Raw genomic sequence first — 20,399 nt, forward strand, 5'->3', positions numbered from 1 at the left:
CGGCGATGACCGGCACGAAGACTCCCTTCACCCCCGAGACGGCCCCCTGCGGCAAGAAGTCCGCCGGCGAGCGCCTCGTCGACGACGACGGCTACGGCCTGGTGATCCGCGACCAGCTCTTCGACTGCGGCTGCCGCAGGATCCGCCACGAGTACCACGACGGCAGCATCCACCTCTCCGCCATCCGCCATGACGGCAAGCGGGTGAAGGACCCGATACAACCCGACCACGGGAGCTGATCGCACATGATCGACGTGCTCATCGTCGGAGGAGGCGGAGCGGGTCTGCGCGCGGCCATCGCGGTCGCCGAGACGGACCCCGCGCTCACGGTGGCGGTCGTGTCGAAGGTCTACCCGATGCGCAGCCACACGGTCTCCGCCGAAGGCGGCGCCGCCGCGGTGATCGGCGTCGGCGACACGCTCGACGAGCACTGCTACGACACGATCTCCGGCGGCGACTGGCTCTGTGACCAGGACGCGGTCGAGGCGTTCGTGGAGGAGGCGCCCCGGGAGCTGATCCAGCTGGAGCACTGGGGCTGCCCGTGGAGCCGCGAGCCGGACGGCCGGGTGGCCGTCCGTCCGTTCGGCGGGATGAAACGGATGCGCACCTGGTACGCGGCCGACAAGACCGGTTTCCACCTTCTCCACACCTTGTTCCAAACAACACTGAAATATCGGGGCATCGTGCGGTATGACGAGTGGTACGTCACCAAGCTCGTCGTCGACGACGGCCAGGTCCACGGCGTCGTGGCCGTCGAAATCAGGACCGGCCGCGTCGAGACCATCGCCGCCAGGACCGTCATCCTGGCCACCGGCGGCTGCGGCCGGGTCTTCCCCTTCACCACCAACGCCGCGATCAAGACCGGCGACGGCATGGCCCTGGCCTACCGGGCGGGCGCGCCGCTGAAGGACATGGAGTTCGTCCAGTACCACCCGACCGGCCTGCCGTTCACCGGCATCCTCATCACCGAGGCGGCCAGGGCGGAGGGCGGCTGGCTGATCAACAAGGACGGCTACCGCTACCTCCAGGACTACGACCTGGGCAAACCCACGCCGACGCCCAAGCTGCGCAGCATGGAGCTGGGCCCGCGCGACCGCCTCTCCCAGGCGTTCGTGCACGAACAGCAGCTCGGCCGCACGGTCGACACCCCGTACGGGCCGGTCGTCTACCTGGACCTGCGCCACCTCGGCGAGGGCAAGATCGAGGCCCGCATCCCGTTCGTCCGTGAGCTGTGCAAGAGCTACCAGAACCTCGACCCGGCCACCGACCTCATCCCGGTCCGCCCGGTGGTGCACTACATGATGGGCGGCGTCCACACCGACCTCGACGGCGCCACTCCGGTCGCCGGGCTGTTCGCGGCCGGTGAGACCGCGTGCGTCAGCATCAACGGCGCCAACCGGCTCGGCTCGAACTCGCTCCCGGAGATCCTCGTCTTCGGCAGAAGGGCGGGCCTGGCCGCCGCGAGGTTCGCGAAAGAGCACAAAGAGCAGGGCGAGCCCCAGGCCGTACGGACACAGGGGGACGACGAGCGGCGGCGGCTGGAGCGCGCGCGAGACGCGTCGGGCAAGGGCGAGCGGATCGCCGACCTGCGCGAGGAGATGCAGCACACCCTGGAGGGCGCGGCCGGGATATACCGGACCGGCGGTGTGCTCGCCAGGGCCGTCGACACCCTCGCCGACCTGCGCGAACGCGTGCAAGAGGCGCGCGTCGACGACGCCAGCACGACGTTCAACACCGAGCTGATCAACCTGCAGGAGCTGCACACCATGCTCGACGTCGCGCAGGCCATCGTCGCCTGCGCGCTCAACCGGAAGGAGTCGCGCGGCGCGCATCAGCGCACCGACTTCTCCGCCAGGGACGACAGCACCTATCTCGCGCACTCGCTGGTGCACCGCGCGCCCGACGGTACGCCGTCGGTCGGCCTGCTGCCCGTGACGATCACCCGCTGGCCTCCGGGGGAAAGGGTCTATGGACGTGACTGACACCGAAGAGTCCGTACGGCAGGCGGCGGCCACCCGCACGATCCGGCTGGAGATCGCCCGCTACCGGCCGGGTCAGGACAGCGAGCCGGTGTTCCAGGGCTACGACGTGCCGCTGACGGCCGACTGGGCCGTGCTCGACGGCCTGAACTACGTCAAGGACCGGCTCGACGGCAGCCTGTCGTTCCGCTGGTCGTGCCGGATGGGCATCTGCGGCTCGTGCGGCATGACCGTCAACGGCGAGCCCCGGCTGACCTGCGGGACCTTCCTCACCGAGTACGGCGACGGGCCGATCAGGATCGAGCCGCTCAAGGGCTTCCCGGTGATCAGGGACCTGGTCGTGGACATCGACGACTTCCTGGCCAAGCTGTCGTCGGTGCGGCCGTGGCTCATCAGGGAGGGCGAGGAGCTGCCGCTGACCACGGAGTACGCGCAGACGCCCGAGCAACTCGACGCCTACAAGCAGTACAGCATGTGCATCAACTGCATGCTCTGCTACTCGGCCTGCCCGGTGTACGTGCTCAACCCCGACTTCCTCGGCCCGGCCGCGATCGCGCTGGCCCAGCGCTACAACCTCGACTCCCGGGACATGGGTGACCGCTTCGACGTGCTCAACCTGGAGGAGGCGGTCTGGGGCTGCACGTTCGTCGGAGAGTGCACGCGGGTCTGTCCCAAGCACGTGGACCCGGCCGAGGCGATCCAGCGCGGCAAGCTGACCGCCGCCCTGCGCTCGGTACTGCCCTGGAGCAAGCGATGACCAGCGCATACCGGCCGCCGCGGGACGCGTTCTGGTTCGCCCGTACCCGCAACTACACGATCTTCGTCCTGCGCGAGCTGACCAGCGTGCTGGTCGCGTGGACGATCGTCTTCCTGCTCCTGCTGGTCGGCGCCCTGCTGGGCGGCACCTTCCAGGACTTCACCGCCCTGGCCGCCCAGCCCTGGATGATCGTCGTCAACCTGGTGGCCCTGGTCGCGACCGTCTTCCACGCCGTCACGTTCCTGAACCTGGCGCCGAAGGCCACCGTGGTCCGGCTCGACGGCTGGCGGGTGCCCGCCTGGATGATCCAGGGCGGCAACCATTCGGCGTGGCTGGCCCTGTCCGTCCTGATCGCCTACTTCATCCTGAGGTCACCGTGAAGCGGACGCTGGAGCCGTACTTGTGGCTGCTCTTCAGCGGCGGGGGAGTGGCCGCCGCGCTGCTGCTGCCCGTGCTGGTCCTGCTGTTCGGCGTGCTCATGCCGCTCGGTGTGATCGACTGGCCGACCGTCGCGCACCTGCGCGCGCTCCTGGGCAACGTCCTCGTACGGCTCGCGCTGCTCGTGGTCATCGTGCTCTGCCTGTTCCACGCCGCGCACCGGATCCGGTTCACCAGCGAGGAGCTGTTCGGCATCGCCCGGTACGACTCGCTGATCGCGGTGCTCTGCTACGGCGGGGCGATCGTGGGTGGTGTGACTGGGGCGCTGCTTTTGTTCTAGTTTCATCACATTTCGACCGGGCTCTTTACGTTTGCTTTACTAACCCTCTAAATTCCGGCATTGCACACCCTGTGGCCATGCGCCCGGCGATCCCGGGCAGAGAGGGTTATCAGTGCCCAGCACAAAGCGTCTGTTAGCCGCATTACCCGCGGTCGCCCTCCTCGGCGCCGCGTTGACGGTCCCCGCCGCCCCCGCCTCTGCCGCAAGGTACGAGCCGGGCGCGTCCGACTTCTACATCAACTATGCGCCGCCCAGCGTCGAAGAGACGCCCGACGAGCCTCTCCTGCCCAACCAGAAGGCCCGCTCGCTCAGCCCGGCGCAGAAGGTCGACAGGAAGTTCACCAGCGGCAACCCGGCCGCCGCCCGTGTGCTCGCGGCCCGCGAGAACGAGGCGATCAAGACCGGGCGCAACCCCGCCGACTTCATCTTCAAGAAGTCCAAGCAGACCCGCGTCGCCAAGCTGCTGACCGTCCTGGTCGAGTTCAACGAGCAGGCCAACGACGACTTCTCCGGCTACAACCGCCTGCGCACGGTCAACAGCGCGCCCGACGACTGCGTGGTCGAGCCGGCGGGCACGGTCAAGAACGGCCCGCTGCACAACAACATCCCCGACCCCGCGACGTTGCCGCACAAGGACAACAACAGCTTCTGGGTCAAGGACTTCAGCACCTCGCACTTCAACACGATGCTCTACACCGACAAGGGCATCACCCAGCGCGTACGTCCTGACCTGAAGGACCCGCGCGACGGCCGCCCCGGCATCGACATCTCCGGCTTCACCATGAAGAAGATGTACGAGGAGATGTCCAAGGGCGCCTACTCGGTCACCGGCTCCGCGGTCGGCTGGATCAAGGCGCCGCACTCCGAGGCCTGGTACGGCGCGGCGGCCTGCGGTGGCGCTCCCCAGGACATGACCGGCAGCCCGGACAACCCGCTCGGCGCGGGCCAGCTCGCCATCGACACGGTGGACGCGCTGGCCAAGAGCCAGCCCAACTTCCCGTGGGCCGACTACGACGTCGAGGACGTCTCCGACGTCGACGGTGACGGCAACTTCAGCGAGCCCGACGGCGTCATCGACCACCTGGTCATGGTGCACGCGGGCAAGGACAAGTCGTCCAACGGCGGCGCCGAGGGCACGTACGCGATCTGGGCGCACTCCAGCGCGGTGGCCGGCGGCTACAAGATCCCCGGCACCGACAAGAAGATCTCCAACTACATCGTGCAGCCGGAGGACTCCGGCGTTGGCGTCTTCGCCCACGAGTACGGCCACGACCTCGGTCTGCCCGACCTGTACGACACTTCGGGCCAGGCCAGCTCCGCCGTCGACTTCTGGGACCTGATGTCGAGCGGCTCGCACTCCGGGCCGATCTTCCAGTCCATGCCGACCCACATGGGCCTGTGGGACAAGTGGGTGCTCGGCTGGGCGAACCCGAAGACGTTCAACCCGGGCGACGCCGCCAAGCTGGTCACCGTCGGACAGTCGTCGCGGACGCCCAAGCTCACCCAGGACGGCGTCCGGGTGAACCTGGCCTCCACGCCGCTGAAGATGGTCGACCCGCACAGCGGCGCCAACGCCTGGTGGTCCGGCCTGGACCAGGAATGGGCGGACGTCAAGCTGACCCGTGACGTGGCGGTGCCCGCCGGGACCGACCTGCGGTTCTGGATGTGGAACAACTACGAGATCGAGCAGGACTGGGACTTCGGCTTCGTCGAGGTCTCGACCGACGGCGGCGAGACCTGGGCCCAGCAGAAGGTCTACGACGAGGCGGGCAACGAGGTCACCACGCCCGACGGCTACCCGGACCCGAACAAGAACCTCAAGACGTTCGGCGACAAGAAGTACGGGCTCACCGGCAACACCAACGGCTGGCGGCACGACTACGTCAACCTGAACGCGTTCGCCGGTAAGACGATCAAGCTGCGCCTCGCGTACAACACCGACGCGGCCTTCACCCCGCGCGGCTGGCACGCCGACGACTTCCAGCTCACCAACGGCGGCACCGCCGTGTGGAGCGACGACGTCGAAGGCGGCGAGAACGGCTGGAAGGCCATCGGCGGCACGCACACCAACACGAGCGGCCAGGGCTGGACGATCAACAACGGCTCGCGCGAGGTGTCCCGCTTCTACCTGGCCGAGTGGCGCAACTTCGACGGGTTCGACCAGGGCCTGCAGTACTCCTACGACACCAACTACTCCCGTGATGGGGCGTGGAAGGTGGAGAAGGTCAAGTACAACGCCCCCGGCCTGCTGGTGTGGTACCGCGACTCGACGTTCACCAACAACTCGCTGTCCAACAACCTCGATCTCCAGCCGAGCATCGGGTCGAAGGGCAGCCTGCTGGTCGTGGACTCGCACTTCGATCCGCTGCGCCGCACCGGTACCGCGGCGCAGAAGGACCCGACGCGGCACAAGAACCTCGAAGGCCGCACCCAGTCGTCCAACGCGGCGTTCTCCTTCGGGAAGACGTACCCGCTCAAGGAGTGCCTGGAGGCGGCGGACGAGCCGTTCAGCGAGTACTGCACGGACATCCCGGCGCTGAAGGGCGTGCCGAACTTCACCGACGCCAAGACCTGGTACCCGGGTCTGGAACTGCAGAACGGCAGCCTGTTCTACCGCGACTTCGACGCGTCGGTGGTCGTCCCGTCCAAGGGCGACCAGCCGTACAGCACCCGCGTCGTGAACGTCGACGGAACCCCGGCCACCGAGCTGTACGGAACGGACCTGGGTGGCGGCCATGTGGCCGGCACCGGGAACCCGGGTGACGAGGGCAAGGCGCTCGGCGTCCAGTTCAAGCTGGTCTCGCCGCTGCCGGGCAACCTGGGCGCCATAGTCCAGGTGATTCCGCCGAAGAAGTAAGGCCGAAAAGGTAAATCGAGGGGCCGCCGGGTCATCCGGCGGCCCCTTCGGCTGGCCCCAGAGGGGGCTCCGCGCGCCTACCATTGATGACCATGAGCGAATTGCGTACCAAGACCGAGCACACCGAGGCGATCCTCCAGGACCGCCGGGTGGCGGTGGTGGTCAACACTCGCTCGCGCCGGGGCCGCCGGCACTACTTCGAGGTGATCGACCAGATCCACGCCCTCGGCTTCGAGCCGCAGGCCGAGCTGTCGGTCTCCAACCCCAAGCGGCTGCGCGCCCTGCTCGACCAGGCTCTCGAGACCCGGCCCGACCTGTTGATCGTCGGTGGCGGCGACGGCACACTGTCCTCGGCGGTCCGCCACGTGGCCCACCGTGACGTGGCGCTCGGCGTGCTGCCGCTGGGCACCACCAACAACTTCGCCCGCAGCCTGGGCCTGCCGCTCGACCTGGCCGGGGCGGTCGGGGTGTTCGCCACCGGCAAGGTGGCCGACATCGACCTCGGCATGGCGGGTGACCGGCCGTTCGCCAACCTGGCCAGCTTCGGCGTGTCCGTCGAGGTGGCGGGCACGGTCAAGCCGTGGCTCAAGCGCATCCTCGGCCGTCCCGCCTACCCGCTGACCGCGCTGCGGGTCCTGCCCGGCCACCGGCCGTTCCGCGCGTACATCACGGTCGACGGCACGCGCCACGAGCTGTTCACCCACCAGCTCAACATCGCCAACGGCCGCTTCCACGGCGGCTGGCAGCTGGCCAAGGACGTCAGCATCGACAACGGCATGCTGGTCGCCTACCAGCTCGGCTCGGGCAAGAAGCTGCGCCTGCTCGGCGAGACGCTGGTGCGCGCCACGACCGGCCGCTGGCGCAGCCTGGCGGGCGGGCCGTTCGTGATGGGCAGGGAGATGCTGCTGGAGACCGACCCGCCGATGGCGGCCGACGTCGACGGCGAAGTGCGCCTGCGCACCCCGATCCGGCTCCGCGTGGTGCCCAACGGGGTGCGCGTCATGGTGCCCGCCGACTTCGACGACCGTTAAGGCTTGGCGACTAGCCGCTCAGGCGTCGGCGCAGAAGACAGAACTCGTTGCCCTCGGGGTCGGCCAGGACGTACCAGGACTCCTTGCCCGTCTGTCCGACGTCGGCGGGCTTGGCGCCGGCGGCCAGCAGGCGTTCGAGCTCGGCGTCCTGGTCGCGGTCGGTGGGGTTCACGTCGATGTGCAGCGGCAGTTTTCCGGTTTTCGGATGGTCGTCTGGGCTGAGGACGAGCGTCGGCTGGAGGCCGCCGAAGCCTTCGGCCTCGGGACCGATCTCGATGCTGCCGTCCTCCTCCCGATCGAGAATGACGTAGCCAAGCACCTCACACCAGAACGCGGCAAGGCGTTCGGGGTCTCGACAGTCGATCACCAATTCACTGATACGGCATGCCATCCGGTGGCGATACCCCCCGTCGGCTCTCATCATGCGGGGGCTCGCCGAGGCGGCGGTACGCCGCGGCCAGCGGGTCCGCCAGATCGCGCGGCGGCGGAAAGACGCGGGGCAGGAGATCGGACGCCGCCGCACCGGGACGGCGTTCGGGCCGGTGGGCGGTGGCGCCTGGAGCGTAGAAGTCGGCCAGCCGGTCGGCGAACGGCACGTCCCGCACCGCGATCGGCTCCGGTTCCGGATCGGCCAACGACCCCAGCAGCCGCTCCCGGCTGCGCCCGCGCCAGGCCAGCACCAGGAACGGATCGTCGTCGAACGACTCCGCCAGCAGGTACAGCACCGCCGACAGATGCTTGCACGGCAGACCCCAGTCAGGGCACGAGCACTCCATGTCCAGGTCCCGGGGGAACAGGTCGATGCCCAGCGCGGCGAACAGCTCCTCGATCTCCGTCGGCATCTCACCGGCCAGCAGCTTCGCCCGGTAGACGGCCTGGGCCGCGATCGCCTCCTCGATGGCGGTCCAGCGCGCCTCGTCGTACGCCTCGATCTCGATCCTGATGTCGTACGGCCTGCGCCGCGAGCCCTGGACGGCCGCCGTGACCAGGCCGGGGGCGAGGTCTATCGACAGGACCTGGCCCGCGCGGGCGTAAGCGCGGCCCCGGGACAGGCGGCCCTTGTCGCAGACGCGCTCCAGGATGTCGATGAAGCGCCGCGACCACCAGGTGGAGCCGATCGAACCCCGCTGTGTGCGCGCCCGCAGCCCGCCCTCGACCCTGATCGGCTTGGCGGCCTCGAACCACACCATTTCAGCTCACCGCCTCGGCGGTCAGGCGGAAGACCTCGCGCAACTCGCCGGTGGACAGGTCGGTCAGCCAGTCCTCGCCGGTGCCGACCACGCTCTCGGCCAGGGCCTTCTTGCGCTCGATCATCTCATCCACGCGTTCCTCCAGGGTTCCCGCGCAGATGAGCTTGCGCACCTGTACGTTCTTGCGCTGCCCGATGCGGAAGGCACGGTCGGTGGCCTGGTCCTCGACGGCGGGATTCCACCAGCGGTCCACGTGGATCACGTGATTGGCCGCCGTCAGGTTGAGACCGACGCCCGCGGCCTTGAGCGACAGCAGGAACAGCATCGGCTCGTCATCATGCTGGAAACGCTCGACCAGGCGGTCGCGCGTCTTCTTGGGCAGGCCGCCGTGCAGCCAGAGCACCGGCCGGTCGAGCCGCTGCGCGAGGTAGGGCTGGAGCATCGTCCCGAATTCCGAGTATTGGGTGAACACCAGCGCCTTCTCCCCCTCGGCCACGATCTCCTCCGCGAGCTGCTCCAGCCGGGCCAGCTTGCCCGACCTGCCCGACAGGAGCGAGCCGTCCTTGAGCAGATGGGCAGGGTGGTTGCAGACCTGCTTGAGCCTGGCCATGGCCGCCAGCACCAGGCCGCGGCGCTCGATGCCCTCGCTGTCGTCGATCCTGCCCAGCATGTCGTCGACGACGGCCTGGTAGAGGCTGGCCTGCTCGGGCGTGAGCGGGCACCACTCCTTGACCTCCATCTTCTCCGGTAGATCGGAGATGATCGACTTGTCGGTCTTGACGCGGCGCAGCACGAACGGGCCGGTCGCCCGTTTGAGCGCCCGCATGGCCTGCTCGTCCTGGCGCGCCTCGATCGGCTCCTGGAACCGGGTCCTGAACCGCGACCGCGGCCCGAGCAGCCCCGGATTGGCGAACTCCATGATCGACCAGAGCTCGGCGAGATGGTTCTCGACCGGTGTCCCGGTCAGGGCCAGCCGCGTGCCCGTGGGGATCGCTCGGACGGCCTGGGACTGCAGGGTGCCGCTGTTCTTGATCGCCTGGGCCTCGTCGCAGACCACCCGCCGCCACTCGACCCGCCGCAGCGTCTCCAGGTCCCGCTGCGCGGTGCCGTACGTGGTGATCACCAGGTCGGCGTCGCCGATCGCCTGGGCGTCCCGGCCGCTGCCGTGGTGCACATAGACCCGCAACCCCGGCGCGAACCTGGCCGCCTCTCGCTCCCAGTTGCCCACCAGCGACATCGGGCACACCAGCAGCGTCGGCGTGTCGGCCCGCTCGTGGACCAGCAGCGCCAGCGTGGTGACCGTCTTGCCCAGCCCCATGTCGTCGGCCAGCACCCCGCCCAGCCCCAGCTCCGACAGGAAGCTCAGCCAGGCCAGCCCGCGCTCCTGATAGGGGCGCAGCGTCGCGTCCAGGCCGCTGGGCGTGGCCATCGGCAGGAGCCGCCGCTCGGCCTGGCCGGACAGCAGATCGCCGAGCACACCGTCGGCGTCGACCTCCAGCAGCGGCAGCTCGTCGTCACCCTGGACCACGTGACGCAGCAGGTCGGCGGCGGGCAACTCGCCGGTGCGCTCGCCCCCGACGGCTTTCAGCGCGGCCTTGAGCTGGCGGTCGTCGAGCTCCACCCACTGCCCGCGGACGCGTACCAGCGGCACCTTCAGCCTGGCCAGCTCGGCCAGCTCCGCCTCACTGATCGTCTCGTCGCCGACCGCGAGGTCGATCCGGAAGTTCACCAGCTCGCGCAGCCCGAACCCCTGGGCGGTGGCCGCGCTCTGCTTCTTGGTGCGGGTGGTCAGCTTCAGCCCCAGCCTCGTACGGCCCGCCCAGCGCGGCAGCTGCACCCCGAACCCGGCGGCCTGCAACAGCGGCGCCGCCTGCCGCAGGAACCCGAACGCGCCCGCCGTGTCCAGCTCCAGCCCGGTCGGCCGGGCGACCCGAAGAGCCCGGTCGAGTTCGGGGTACAGGCGTACGGCACGGCCCAGCCCGGCCAGCAGCTCGCGCTCCGGACTCCTGGGCAGGCCGGGCACCGGCTCGCCGCTCCACACCCGTTCGGCGCGTACGTAGAGGCTGGGATCGTCGGCGGCCTGCAACGCGATCTCGACCCGCCAGCCACGGCCATCGTCAGCGCCGGTGCCAGTGGTGCCGCCAGCCTGGTCGGCGGGGGCGGTGCTATCCAGGTGGTTGAGGTCGTCGGCAGATGGCGTGAGGTCGAGATCGCCGGTGGGTTCGAGCAGGCGGAAGCACACCCTGGCGGCCCCGTCCGCGGCGGCCACGGAAGCCCGCCACTCCTCCAGCTCACGGCGCAGCTCCGGGCTGTCCGGGCAGCTGTCGTCGGCCCCGGTCAGCGCCGCCAGCCACCGCTCCTGGCCCGTACGGGGGCCGGTCACGAGCGGCTCGGTGAGCGCCGCCCGGACGAGCGCGTCGGCGAACGCGTCCAGCGCCGCCCCGAGCACCTCCACTGAGGGGCGCTCGACCTCGGAGGTACGGCAGGCGGGCGGCATGGCGAGGGCGAGGTCTCGGAAGTAGGCGGCGTCGGCCCCGGTCAGCACCGCCCGCCACACGGCCCGCCCACCGGCCTCTTCCGAGTGGGCATGGGGGATGAGCTGAGGGATGACCCGCCCCCGCCGTACGAGATCGCGCGCGAACTCGGCCACCACGCTCCAGTGGCGTACGGTGGCGGCGCCGGGGTGTTCGGCGAGCACCCGCAGCGCGTCTTCGGTGGCCGGGACGACAGCGGGCACCTCCCACAGATGCAGGCGCGGCCGGACGATCTCCGACAGGCGCCCGGCTTCGGGCGAGGCCAGCGGCTCCTTGGCGGAACCGGGCAGGAGCAACCGCAGACCGCGCACGGACCCGTCCAACGGGACCGCAGGCAGCCGATCGGCCGGCCGCCGTTCCGTGAGGACCCCCTGCGAACCCTCAGCGGAGGAGGCGTGTTCACGGAGCGTGACGGCCAGGGCAGACGCGAGCCCGAGCAGATCGCCGAGCGCGACAGCGGACGCGGCGAACGGGTGCGGCCGCACGACGACTCCAGCGGTCGTCCCGGTGTCCGGCCGAGCGGCTCCAGCGGTCGTCCCGGTGGCGGGCCGGGCGGTCGTCCCGGTGGTGGGCGCGTCGGCGGATTGCGAGGTGCCCTCGGTGTCCTCTGCCCAGAAAGCGAGGGCGTCTCCTGCCCAGACCCCGTGTACGACCAGCATCTCGGCAGCGTATCTCGCCTAGCGGAAGATGGGCCCGGTCTCGAGCGTGACCCCGAACGGCTCCGGCAGTGGCAGCGGCTGCCCCGCCTCGACGACGATCGAGGTATCGTACGCGCCGTCGGACAGCCCGTGGAGCAGCCTGACTGACGGTGGGGTGGAGAAGTCGTCGAGGATCAATATCATCGGGACCCCCGCCCGCGCGTAGGCGACCGGCTTGGCCTCCAGATCGTCGTCGCGGCTGTCGGACGACACCACTTCGACGGCCATCAGCGTGCCGTATCCGTAGGCCTGGTTGCCGTCGAACTCCGGGCTCCCCGGCGGGGCGATCAGGAGGTCGGGCAGCCGTTTGTCGCCGCGCCCCGGCGGAATGTGCACCGCCCAGGACTGGTAGAACTCCCAGCCGTTCTTCCGCTTGACGTCGCAGAGCTGGTCCGCCAGCCGGTCGACCAGGACACAGTGCCGTCTCTTGGCCCTGGAGCTCACATAGACCCGCCCATCCACGATCTCCGGCCTCAGTCCTTGCCCGACGAGTCTCTCCCACACCTGTTCGCGGCGGAGCTCCTCGTCCGTGGGGCCCAGGGCGCCCCATCCAGGGCCCCACGTGGGTGCGGCGATCGGCGGGCGCTCTGGACCCGGGGCGGGGTCGTGCCCGTGTGCCTTCCCGTACGTGCTGCCGGTAGGCATGGCGGTCATCCTTTCGCTCGCGTCATCAAGCTGTTCAGGCCCCGTACTTGCGCCCCCGGCTGGGTGCCTTGCTCAGCGGAAGATCAGGCCGGTGTCGAGCTCGACCCCGAACGGCTCCGGCAACTTCACCTGCTCGCCTTCGTCCACCTTGGTCATGTTGCGATATTCGCCATCACGTGGGTCCGACAGCAGGGTGACCGATCGAGGCTCGGAGAATTCGTCGACGATCAGCATGATGGGTACGCCTGCCCGGGCATATTCGGCGGGCTTGACCTGCAGATCGTCGGTCCGATTGTCGGAGGAGGTGATCTCGACGACCAGGAGCGTGCCGTGGCCGTAGGCCTGGTTCTCGTCGAACTCCGGACTGTCCGGTGGCGCGACCAGCAGATCAGGAAGCCGCTTGTCGCCTCGATCGGGCGGGATGTGAACGGCCCAGGTCTGGTAGAACTCCCAGCCCTTGTCGAGCGCGAACTCGAAGAGCTGCATCTGAACGCGGTGGACCAGCTGCGCATGGCGCCTCTTCGTCCAGGGGCTCACTATGATCCTTCCACGGATGATCTCGGCTCTCCAACCCTCTCCGATGAGGGTTTGCCAGAGCTGTTCGCGCTTGAGCTCGGTGTGGGTCGGTCCGGACCGTCCCCAGCCCGGCCCCCACGCGGGCGAAGGTCGGGAGTCGCAGCCGGGCTCAGGTGCGGGTGCACGCCTGCGTGTCTTTCTGCGCGTGGTGCCGGTGGCCATGGCGGTCATCCTCTCGCTCGCGTCATCGGAAATACTACACTGCGTGACCGTAGTTTTACTCTGTGAAAGGTCTTCGTGATGGGGTTCTCAGCAGGCGAGGAACGGTGGCGGGAGCGGCTGGGCAGCCTGCGTGACGTGGTCAGGCAGGAGCTGGTGAGCCGACAGTTGGCGGCCCATCTCCCGTCCGTCCCGGCCAGGGTGCTGGACGTGGGCTGCGGGCAGGGCACCCAGGCGCTCAGGATCGCCGCCCAGGGGCATCGCGTGACCGCGCTCGACGCGTCCAGTGATCTGCTCGGGCTGCTGAAGGAGCGGGTCGAGCCTGAGATGGCCATCGAGGTGGTGCACGCGCCCGCCGAGCGGCTGGGGGAGCTGTTCGGGCCCGGGAGCTTCGACGTGGTCCTCTGTCATGGCGTTCTCATGTACTTCGACGACCCCGACCCGCTCCTGACCGCCATGGCGGCGGTGCTCGCGTCCGGCGGGGTGCTGTCCCTGCTCGTGCGCAACGGCGACGCGCTGGCGATGCGGCCCGGGATGACGGGGGACTGGGCGGCGGCCAGGGAGGCGTTCGACGCGGACGCGTACACCAACCGCCTGGGCGTCCGGGCGCGGGCCGACCGGCTCGACGACCTGACGCGGCGCCTGGCCGTACGAGGGCTGGGCGTCCTGCAGTGGTACGGCGTGCGGGTGCTCACGGACCTGGCGGCCGACGACGCGCCCCTCCCCGACGACCTGGACCTGCTGCTGGAGTGCGAGGAGCGGGCCGGGTCGAGCGACCCCTACCGGCGGGTGGCCCCGTTGACCCACGTCATCGCGCAGCCCGGCATCATCGCGCTGCCCGGCGATTCCGGCGACGCCCGACGGTGAAGATTCCGGTGGCGCCCGCAGCTGAAGTTGTACAGTGAAAATATGAATCCTCCCGGATCGTGGTGCGAACGGCCCAAGCCGTCGGCTCCTTCGTGTGAGCTGCCCTCCCCGTGGAGCAAGCCCAAGCAGCCCGACAACTGGTGCGACGTTCCCAAGTCCCCGGTTCTGTCCGTCGTCGGCTTCCTGCTGCGAGCCGCCAAGCGGTGATAGAAAGCCACTTCGCTGGGTAGTCGCCTCCTCGGCAGAGGAGGCGACGTGAACGACACCCACAAGCTGGTCAATGATCTCTCCGAGCAGGTCTCCCGGCTCGTCAGGGATGAATTGCGGCTGGCGCGGCTGGAGCTCACGCGGAAGGGCAAGCGGGCGGGATTCGGCGCGGGCCTGTTCGGGGCCGCGGGAATGACCGCGTTCTTCGGCGGTGCCGCTCTGGTGGCCGCCGTCATTCTGCTGCTCGCCCTGGTGATGCCCGCTTGGGCGGCTGCCGCGATAGTGGCGGGTGTCTTGTTCGTTGTCGCCGCCGTGCTGGGTCTCATGGGCAAGAACCAGGTGAAGCAGGCCGCGCCGCTGGTGCCGGAAGAGACGATCGCCAGCGTCAAGGCCGATATCGACGTGGTCAAGGAGAGGGCTCGGCGATGAGTGAGACGGACCCCGAATACGGCGGGCAGGGATATAGCGAGCAGCACGCCGGGGACGTGGGCGCTCGCCGGACGACGGTCGGTATGCCGACGGACCACGAGTCCGTCAACGTACCGCCGACCAGGCCGGGCGCGGTGGAGAACGCGATGAAGGCGGAGGCCGCCCGCCAGGAGCACGAGACCTTCATCCCCGAACCCCCCGTGGTGGACGAGCGCACCGAGGCGGCAGGGGCCCGGGAAGGCGAGACGGAGTCTGTGAGGGCGGAGCACGCCAACGACGAGGATGAGGAAGAGGACGACGTGCACAAAAACATCAAGGACACCCGTCAGGAACTTGGCGACACCGTGGCGGCCCTGGCCGACAAGGCGGACGTGAAGGGCCGGGCGAACGACGCGGCGGAGGCGGCGAAGGGCAAGGCCACGGAGGTGGCCGGGGTCGCCAAGGACAAGGCCGTCGAAGTGGCCGAGGTCGCCAAGGACAAGGCGGCCGCCGTGGCCGAACTGGCGAAGGACAAGGCCGTCGTAGTGGCGGATGTCGCGAAGGACAAGGCCGCCGAGGTGGCCGACAAGGTACGAGATGTCACCCCCGACCAGGTCAAGGACGCTGCCGACAAGGTCACCACGGAGGCCAGGAAGCGCCCCGTGCTGGTCATCGCCGCCGCCGGCGCCCTCGTGGCCCTGGTCCTGCGCCGGATCATGAGGCGCAACAGGAGCAAGTGAGCCCCGATCCCGATAGCCTGCCTGAGTGATTCGTCGAACGGCCGCCACCGCCCTGCTGGCCCTCCTCATGTTGGGGGCCGGCACGGGCTGTGGCGCGGGGTCGGCCGTCAGCGACTACGGCAAGGTCATCAAGGGCGCCAAGGGCTCGACGGTCACAGTGGAGGTCGGCGCGGGCCAGCGGTTCTCGCTGGCCGTGGTCGACAACCCGTCCGTCGGTGACCAGTGGCGCCTCGTGGCGGTGCCCGACGCCAAGGTGGCCTCGTTCATCAGCAAGGAATACAAGAGCGAAGGCGGCGGGACGGGCTCGGGCGGCACCAGCTACTTCGTCTTCAACGGCAAGCACCCGGGCAACACCGAGATCAGGCTGTACGACTGCTGGCGCTGCCCCAGCGCCGGTGCCAGCCCGGTCGACGAGCAGAGCAAGGCGCAGTCGGGCGAAGCGATCTTCGCGGTCGTCGTCAAATAGAGCACCCGTGGGGGAGACCTGTGGATTTCATGCGAGTGCGCGCCTCGACCGACGGCGCGGAGACGATCTCGTGGTGGACCGGTGACGTCTACGGCTGGCAGCAGGACGACGGACCGCACCATCTGTTCGGCTTCGAGGGCGTCAACGTGGCCAGGGCGGTCGAGGTCGACGGCGGCTGGCAGATGCTGACCAGGGAGGCCGCGGCCTACCTCGACCCGAAGTCCCGCGAGATCATCGACACCTGGGACAACCCGTTCACGGGGGCGTCCGTCGAGGTCCGGCACGTCTTCAACGACCCGGTCAACCAGCGCTTCGGCGCCTACCCTGTGCCCACCACCAGGCTCGGTGACCAGGTCGTCTTCAACGCCGACATCCGGCTGGCCTACCCGTCGCCGCTCAAGGTCGCCGACTATCCCGACAACTCGGCCAGTGACACCTATCGGGCGCTGGAGCTGTTCCAGTTCTTCGCCTCGGCCAAGGATCTCGACTCCGGCGAGCCGAGCGTGCCGTGCGTGTTCTCGTGGTGCCGGGTCTCGCCGTGGCTGCCGTGGATGGCGATGGGGCAGCGCCAGGGCGGGCTGGTCTACCACTGCCGCGGCCACAAGACGACCGAGGTGCCCGACCGGCTCCGCGCGCACGTGGGCGAGCACTTCCTGCACGCGCCCGAGGAGTGGTCGGCGCCCAACGTGACAAGCTGGACGGCTTTCGCCGACAAGTCCGCCCGATAAGGCCCGGTAGGGTCGGCCGGTGAGCAACGACCTGTTCTGCGAGATCGTCGCGGGCGAGCGGCCCGCCCACCTCGTCCACTCCGACGAGATCGTCGTCGCCTTCCTCGACGTCCGCCCGGTCTTCAAGGGCCACGTCCTGGTCGTACCGAGGCTCCATGTCGAGACCTTCGGCGAGCTCGGTGACGTCGGCCCCTTCTTCGAGCGGGTCCAGCTGGTGACCCGCGCGGTCGAGGAGGGGCTGGAGGCGGCCGGTACGTTCGTCGCGATGAACAACCGCATCAGTCAGAGCGTGGCGCACCTGCACGTCCACGTGGTGCCGCGCAACCCGAAAGACGGGTTGCGCGGTTTCTTCTGGCCCCGCACCAAGTACGCCTCCGAGGAGGAGGCGCGGTCCTACGCCGAGCTGATCGCTAAAGCGCTTCCTGCGGAGTGACGACCCGCTCGGCCTTCGGCGGCCGGGTGACGAGCGGCAGCACGAGGGCCACCAGCGCGATGATCCCGATCACGGTGAACGCCGTGGTGTAGTTGTCGCCCGAGATGAGCGCGGCCGCGAGCAGCGGTCCGACGATCCCGCCGACGCTCCAGGCCACGATCATCAGCCCGTAGATGCCGCCCGCGTTGCGCAGGCCGAAGAAGTCGCCCGCGGTGGCGGGCATGGTGCCGAACCCGCCGCCGTAGCAGAGGTAGACCACCGCCGACAGGACCGCGAACAGGGCCACCTGCGAGGCGTGGCCGAGCAGCAGGAAGCAGATCCCCTGCAGGCCGAGCATCCCGGCGAAGGCGAACATCCGCCCGGTCCGCTCCGAGATCCAGCCCCAGAAGATCCGCCCGGCGCCGTTGAACAGCCCCATGACGCCGGTCAGCGTGGCCGCGGCGGCCGCGGTGTAGCCGGCGATGGACGTGGCGGCCGAGCTGATCACCGAGATGAGCGCGATGCCCGCCGTCACGTTGAGGCAGAGGATGGCGGCCAGCAGGTACCACTGCGGCGTACGCAGCGCCTCGCCCTGCGTGTACTCGCGCCCGCTGGCGGCGATCCGCCCGGTCGCGGCCACCTGGTAGTCGGCCGGCGGGTTGCGGAAGAAGAACGCGCCCACCAGCGTCATCACCAGGTACGCCACGCCCAGCGTGAGGAACGCCCTGGTCGGCACCGCCGGATTGGCCTCGACCAGCCGTTGCGCGACGGGCGAGGTCACCACGGCGCCGAAGCCGAAGCCGCCCACCGCGATCCCGGTGATCAGCCCGCGCTTGTCCGGGAACCACTTCTGCAGCATGGCGATCGGCACGATGTACCCGAGCCCGAGGCCGAAGCCCGCGATGACGCCGTAGCCGAGGATGAGCAGCCATAACTGGGAGTGATCGGCGGCGAAGCCGGCCAGCAGGATGCCGAGCGAGTAGAGCACGCCGCCCGCCAGGGCGACCGGTCGCGGGCCGCGTACGTCCTGGATCCGGCCGCCGATGAAGGTGCCCAGGAAGATCATGCCGATCGTCACCGAGAACGGCAGCGCGGCCTCCGCCTTGGTGAGGTCGAAGTCGCTCGCCTTGGCCTGGAGTGCCTTGGAGAACACGCTCCAGGAGTAGACGGCGCCCAGCGCGAGCTGGAAGAGTACCGCGGCCGCCGCGAGTAACCAGCGATTCATCCGACCCTCACCACCGCGTTGTAGTCGGGGATGCCCGCCTGTGGCGAGCGCTTGTTCCGGTCGATGAGCACTTCGCCCTCCGGCCAGTGGACCTGCAGGTTGCCCGGCGTGACGGGGGCGCGCACGACCCGCCCGGTCAGCTCGCCGGTGTCGCTCTTCAGCCGTACCGGGTCGCCGTCCTTCAGGCCGAGCCGGTCGGCGTCGATCGGGTTCATCAGCACGGCCTCGCGGGTGGCTCCGGTGAGGGCGTCGCGCTTCTCGTACACCATCGAGTTGAACTGCTTGCCCCGGCGGGTGGTGACCACGAACGTGCCGTCGGGGCGGTTCAGCGGCGGCACCTCGACCACCGAGAAGCGCGCCCGGCCGTCGGGGGTGGGGAACTTCCAGCCCGCGCAGAGCAGCGGGCCGCCGTACTGGAGGTTGTCGCCCTTGGCCTTGAGGTTCTCGATGCCCGCGTAGGCGGGGACGGACCGGGCGATGTCCTCGCGGATCTGCGGCGTGCCGGTATAGCGCACGTGTTCCGAAATTTCGGGACGTGTCCGGGCGGCCAGTTCGGTGGTGATCTTCCACTCCGGCCAGGCCTCGGGGATGCGCGGGCCGGGGATCTCGGGGGAGAAGATGATCCGCCGCTCCGTGGAGGTGGCCGTGACCCCGCCGATCATCTCGTAGCGGGTCTGGGCGGGCAGCAGGAGCACCGCCGAGCCGGGCTCCACCAGCATCTGGCTCGACAGGCAGATGTCGATGTGCACCCGCAGCGGGATCCGGGCCAGCGCCCGGCGGCAGGCGGCCGGGTCGGGCAGGACCTCCAGGAAGTTGCCGCCGCTGGAGATCAGCACGTCCAGGTCGGCCTCCAGCATCTCGGGGGCGGTACGGCCGGGCGACGAGGGCACCTCGAAGCCCCACAGCTCCGCGAACGTGGCGGCGTTCTCCGGGGTGACGGCCAGGCCGCCCGGCAGCGCCGTGCTGTAGGCGCCCATCTCGGCGCCGCCCTGCACGCCGCTGTGGCCGCGGATGGGCATCAGCCCGGACTTCTCGCGGCCCACGAAGCCTTTGGTGAGCCCCAGGTTGATGATCGACCGGACGTTGTCCTCGCCGAACTCGTGCTGCGTGACGCCCATCGACCACACCAGCACGGCGGTCTTCGCCTCGTGGAGCATCCTGGCCAGCTCGCGCATGTCGTCTTCCGACGCCCCGGAGAGCGCGCTCAGCTCCTCGTACGAGCGCTTGCCCAGGGACTCGGCCAGCTCCGCGTAGCCCGCGGTGTGCGAGTCGACGAACTCATGGTCCACCCAGTTGTTGTCGATCATCATCTTGAGCACGCCGCTGAGGAACGCGACGTCGCCGCCCACATTCACCAGGAAGAACCGGTCGGTGATCCGGGTGCCGAAGACCGCGCTCTCGATGTTCGACGGCACCCAGTACTTGTCCATGCCGGGCTCGCGATAGGTGTTGACCACCGCGACCTTCGTGCCCTCCTTCTTGGCGTGGTAGAGGTACTTCATCGCGACCGGCTGGTTGTTGGCCACGTTCGAGCCGATGAAGACGATCAGGTCGCTGCCGATCCAGTCCGCGTAGGAGCAGGTGGTGGCGGCCACGCCGAGCGACCCCTTCAGCGCCACGGTCGACGGCGAGTGGCAGATCCTGGCCGCGTTGTCGATCGAGTTGCCGCCCAGCGCGCGTACGGCCTTCTGCGCGGCGAAGTAGTTCTCGTTGGGTTCGCCGCGGCTGGTCATGTAGAGCCCGAACTTGTCCGGCCCGGCCTGCCGGAGCCGGTCGGCGGCCAGGTTCAGCGCCTCGTCCCAGCCGATCCGCCGGAACCCGGCCTCGCCGCTCTCCCGCAGCATCGGGTACGGCAGCCGGCCCAGGTCGCGTAACTCCGCGCTGCTCTTGCCGGCCAGCTGCGACACGTCAGAAAGCAGCCCGCCGTCCAGCGGCGGCATCGTGTTCAGCCGCAGCAGCCGCAGGCGGATGTTGCACAGATGGACCTCGTCCATCGTCCAGTCGCGTATGCCGGTGGTGCCGAGCGCGCAGCCGTCACAGGCGCCGTCACGCAGGATCCGCCAGGCATACCGCCGTTGACCGCGGTTCTCGCGGACGGCCTTCCAGATCTCGAGGTAGTTGTTGGGCTTCTGCTCGCCGAGCCCGAACGGTTTCAGGCCGGCCCAGTTCTTCGGATCGAGGCCCATGACAGGAACTCCTTGC

Annotated in this window: 21 protein-coding genes; 14 read left to right on the top strand and 7 right to left on the bottom strand. The window is 69.4% G+C overall.

Going from position 1 to position 20,399, the window contains the following annotated elements:
• Nucleotides 1-5: 5 nt before the first annotated feature.
• The 7 genes from AB0B64_RS09210 to AB0B64_RS09240 all read left to right on the top strand — a co-directional run bounded on the left by AB0B64_RS09210 (nt 6) and on the right by AB0B64_RS09240 (nt 7,342).
• On the top strand, nt 6-239 hold the full coding sequence (locus tag AB0B64_RS09210) for a hypothetical protein (protein ID WP_357951079.1): 234 nt from the start codon (nt 6-8) through the stop codon (nt 237-239).
• 6 nt (nt 240-245) lie between these two features.
• The gene (gene frdA, locus AB0B64_RS09215; RefSeq protein ID WP_358175921.1) at nt 246-1,982 is read left to right on the top strand and encodes a fumarate reductase (quinol) flavoprotein subunit; all 1,737 of its coding nucleotides are present in this window, start codon (nt 246-248) and stop codon (nt 1,980-1,982) included.
• Complete coding sequence (sdhB, locus tag AB0B64_RS09220; protein WP_357951084.1) at nt 1,975-2,736, top strand: succinate dehydrogenase iron-sulfur subunit; 762 nt, start codon at nt 1,975-1,977, stop codon at nt 2,734-2,736. Before frdA ends, sdhB begins: the two co-directional genes overlap by 8 nt.
• Entirely contained in the window at nt 2,733-3,116 is a 384-nt protein-coding gene (locus AB0B64_RS09225) for a hypothetical protein (RefSeq protein ID WP_357951087.1), read from the top strand. The genes sdhB and AB0B64_RS09225 overlap by 4 nt, the downstream gene beginning before the upstream one ends.
• Entirely contained in the window at nt 3,113-3,454 is a 342-nt protein-coding gene (gene frdD / locus AB0B64_RS09230) for a fumarate reductase subunit FrdD (RefSeq protein WP_357951090.1), read from the top strand. Before AB0B64_RS09225 ends, frdD begins: the two co-directional genes overlap by 4 nt.
• Nucleotides 3,455-3,566: 112 nt before the next feature.
• On the top strand, nt 3,567-6,311 hold the full coding sequence (locus AB0B64_RS09235; RefSeq protein WP_358175924.1) for an immune inhibitor A domain-containing protein: 2,745 nt from the start codon (nt 3,567-3,569) through the stop codon (nt 6,309-6,311).
• 92 nt (nt 6,312-6,403) lie between these two features.
• Nucleotides 6,404-7,342 (top strand): diacylglycerol kinase family protein, encoded by a 939-nt coding sequence (locus tag AB0B64_RS09240; protein WP_357642928.1) that lies wholly within the window; start codon nt 6,404-6,406, stop codon nt 7,340-7,342.
• A gap of 10 nt (nt 7,343-7,352) precedes the next feature.
• Here AB0B64_RS09240 and AB0B64_RS09245 read toward each other — a convergent pair whose 3' ends face one another.
• The 5 genes from AB0B64_RS09245 to AB0B64_RS09265 form a co-directional block, all read right to left on the bottom strand.
• Nucleotides 7,353-7,733: a VOC family protein gene (locus AB0B64_RS09245; RefSeq protein ID WP_358175927.1), complete on the bottom strand. Its 381-nt coding sequence runs from the start codon at nt 7,731-7,733 to the stop codon at nt 7,353-7,355.
• Entirely contained in the window at nt 7,714-8,532 is an 819-nt protein-coding gene (locus tag AB0B64_RS09250) for an SWIM zinc finger family protein (protein ID WP_358175930.1), read from the bottom strand. The genes AB0B64_RS09245 and AB0B64_RS09250 overlap by 20 nt, the downstream gene beginning before the upstream one ends.
• Nucleotide 8,533: 1 nt before the next feature.
• Entirely contained in the window at nt 8,534-11,725 is a 3,192-nt protein-coding gene (locus tag AB0B64_RS09255; RefSeq protein ID WP_358175933.1) for a DEAD/DEAH box helicase, read from the bottom strand.
• Nucleotides 11,726-11,743: 18 nt separating this feature from the next.
• The gene (locus AB0B64_RS09260) at nt 11,744-12,409 is read right to left on the bottom strand and encodes a Uma2 family endonuclease (protein WP_357951103.1); all 666 of its coding nucleotides are present in this window, start codon (nt 12,407-12,409) and stop codon (nt 11,744-11,746) included.
• 72 nt (nt 12,410-12,481) lie between these two features.
• Nucleotides 12,482-13,147 (bottom strand): Uma2 family endonuclease, encoded by a 666-nt coding sequence (locus tag AB0B64_RS09265; protein ID WP_357951106.1) that lies wholly within the window; start codon nt 13,145-13,147, stop codon nt 12,482-12,484.
• Between the two features lie 78 nt (nt 13,148-13,225).
• On the opposite strand from AB0B64_RS09265, the gene AB0B64_RS09270 reads away from it, so the two are divergent.
• From AB0B64_RS09270 to AB0B64_RS09300, 7 genes are read left to right on the top strand one after another with little or no spacing between them, the layout of a single operon-like run.
• Nucleotides 13,226-14,011, top strand: a complete 786-nt coding sequence (locus AB0B64_RS09270) for a methyltransferase domain-containing protein (protein WP_357951108.1) — start codon at nt 13,226-13,228, stop codon at nt 14,009-14,011.
• A 42-nt stretch (nt 14,012-14,053) separates the two neighbouring features.
• Nucleotides 14,054-14,218, top strand: a complete 165-nt coding sequence (locus AB0B64_RS09275; RefSeq protein WP_357951111.1) for a hypothetical protein — start codon at nt 14,054-14,056, stop codon at nt 14,216-14,218.
• A 48-nt stretch (nt 14,219-14,266) separates the two neighbouring features.
• The gene (locus AB0B64_RS09280; RefSeq protein WP_357951113.1) at nt 14,267-14,647 is read left to right on the top strand and encodes a phage holin family protein; all 381 of its coding nucleotides are present in this window, start codon (nt 14,267-14,269) and stop codon (nt 14,645-14,647) included.
• Nucleotides 14,644-15,366 (top strand): DUF3618 domain-containing protein, encoded by a 723-nt coding sequence (locus AB0B64_RS09285; RefSeq protein ID WP_358175936.1) that lies wholly within the window; start codon nt 14,644-14,646, stop codon nt 15,364-15,366. The genes AB0B64_RS09280 and AB0B64_RS09285 overlap by 4 nt, the downstream gene beginning before the upstream one ends.
• 25 nt (nt 15,367-15,391) lie before the next feature.
• On the top strand, nt 15,392-15,832 hold the full coding sequence (locus tag AB0B64_RS09290) for a protease inhibitor I42 family protein (RefSeq protein ID WP_357951117.1): 441 nt from the start codon (nt 15,392-15,394) through the stop codon (nt 15,830-15,832).
• 29 nt (nt 15,833-15,861) lie between these two features.
• Entirely contained in the window at nt 15,862-16,560 is a 699-nt protein-coding gene (locus tag AB0B64_RS09295) for a DUF1838 family protein (protein ID WP_357951608.1), read from the top strand.
• A 19-nt stretch (nt 16,561-16,579) separates the two neighbouring features.
• Nucleotides 16,580-16,993, top strand: coding sequence for an HIT family protein (locus tag AB0B64_RS09300; protein ID WP_358175939.1), 414 nt, complete (start codon nt 16,580-16,582; stop codon nt 16,991-16,993).
• On the opposite strand, the gene AB0B64_RS09305 is transcribed toward AB0B64_RS09300, so the two are convergent.
• Nucleotides 16,971-18,197, bottom strand: coding sequence for an OFA family MFS transporter (locus AB0B64_RS09305; protein WP_357951123.1), 1,227 nt, complete (start codon nt 18,195-18,197; stop codon nt 16,971-16,973). The two genes, AB0B64_RS09300 and AB0B64_RS09305, sit on opposite strands and share 23 nt — an antisense overlap.
• Complete coding sequence (locus AB0B64_RS09310) at nt 18,194-20,383, bottom strand: FdhF/YdeP family oxidoreductase (protein ID WP_358175942.1); 2,190 nt, start codon at nt 20,381-20,383, stop codon at nt 18,194-18,196. Before AB0B64_RS09310 ends, AB0B64_RS09305 begins: the two co-directional genes overlap by 4 nt.
• Nucleotides 20,384-20,399: the final 16 nt, after the last annotated feature.

The organism is Nonomuraea sp. NPDC049129, assembly GCF_040648495.1.
Lineage (GTDB): Bacteria > Actinomycetota > Actinomycetes > Streptosporangiales > Streptosporangiaceae > Nonomuraea.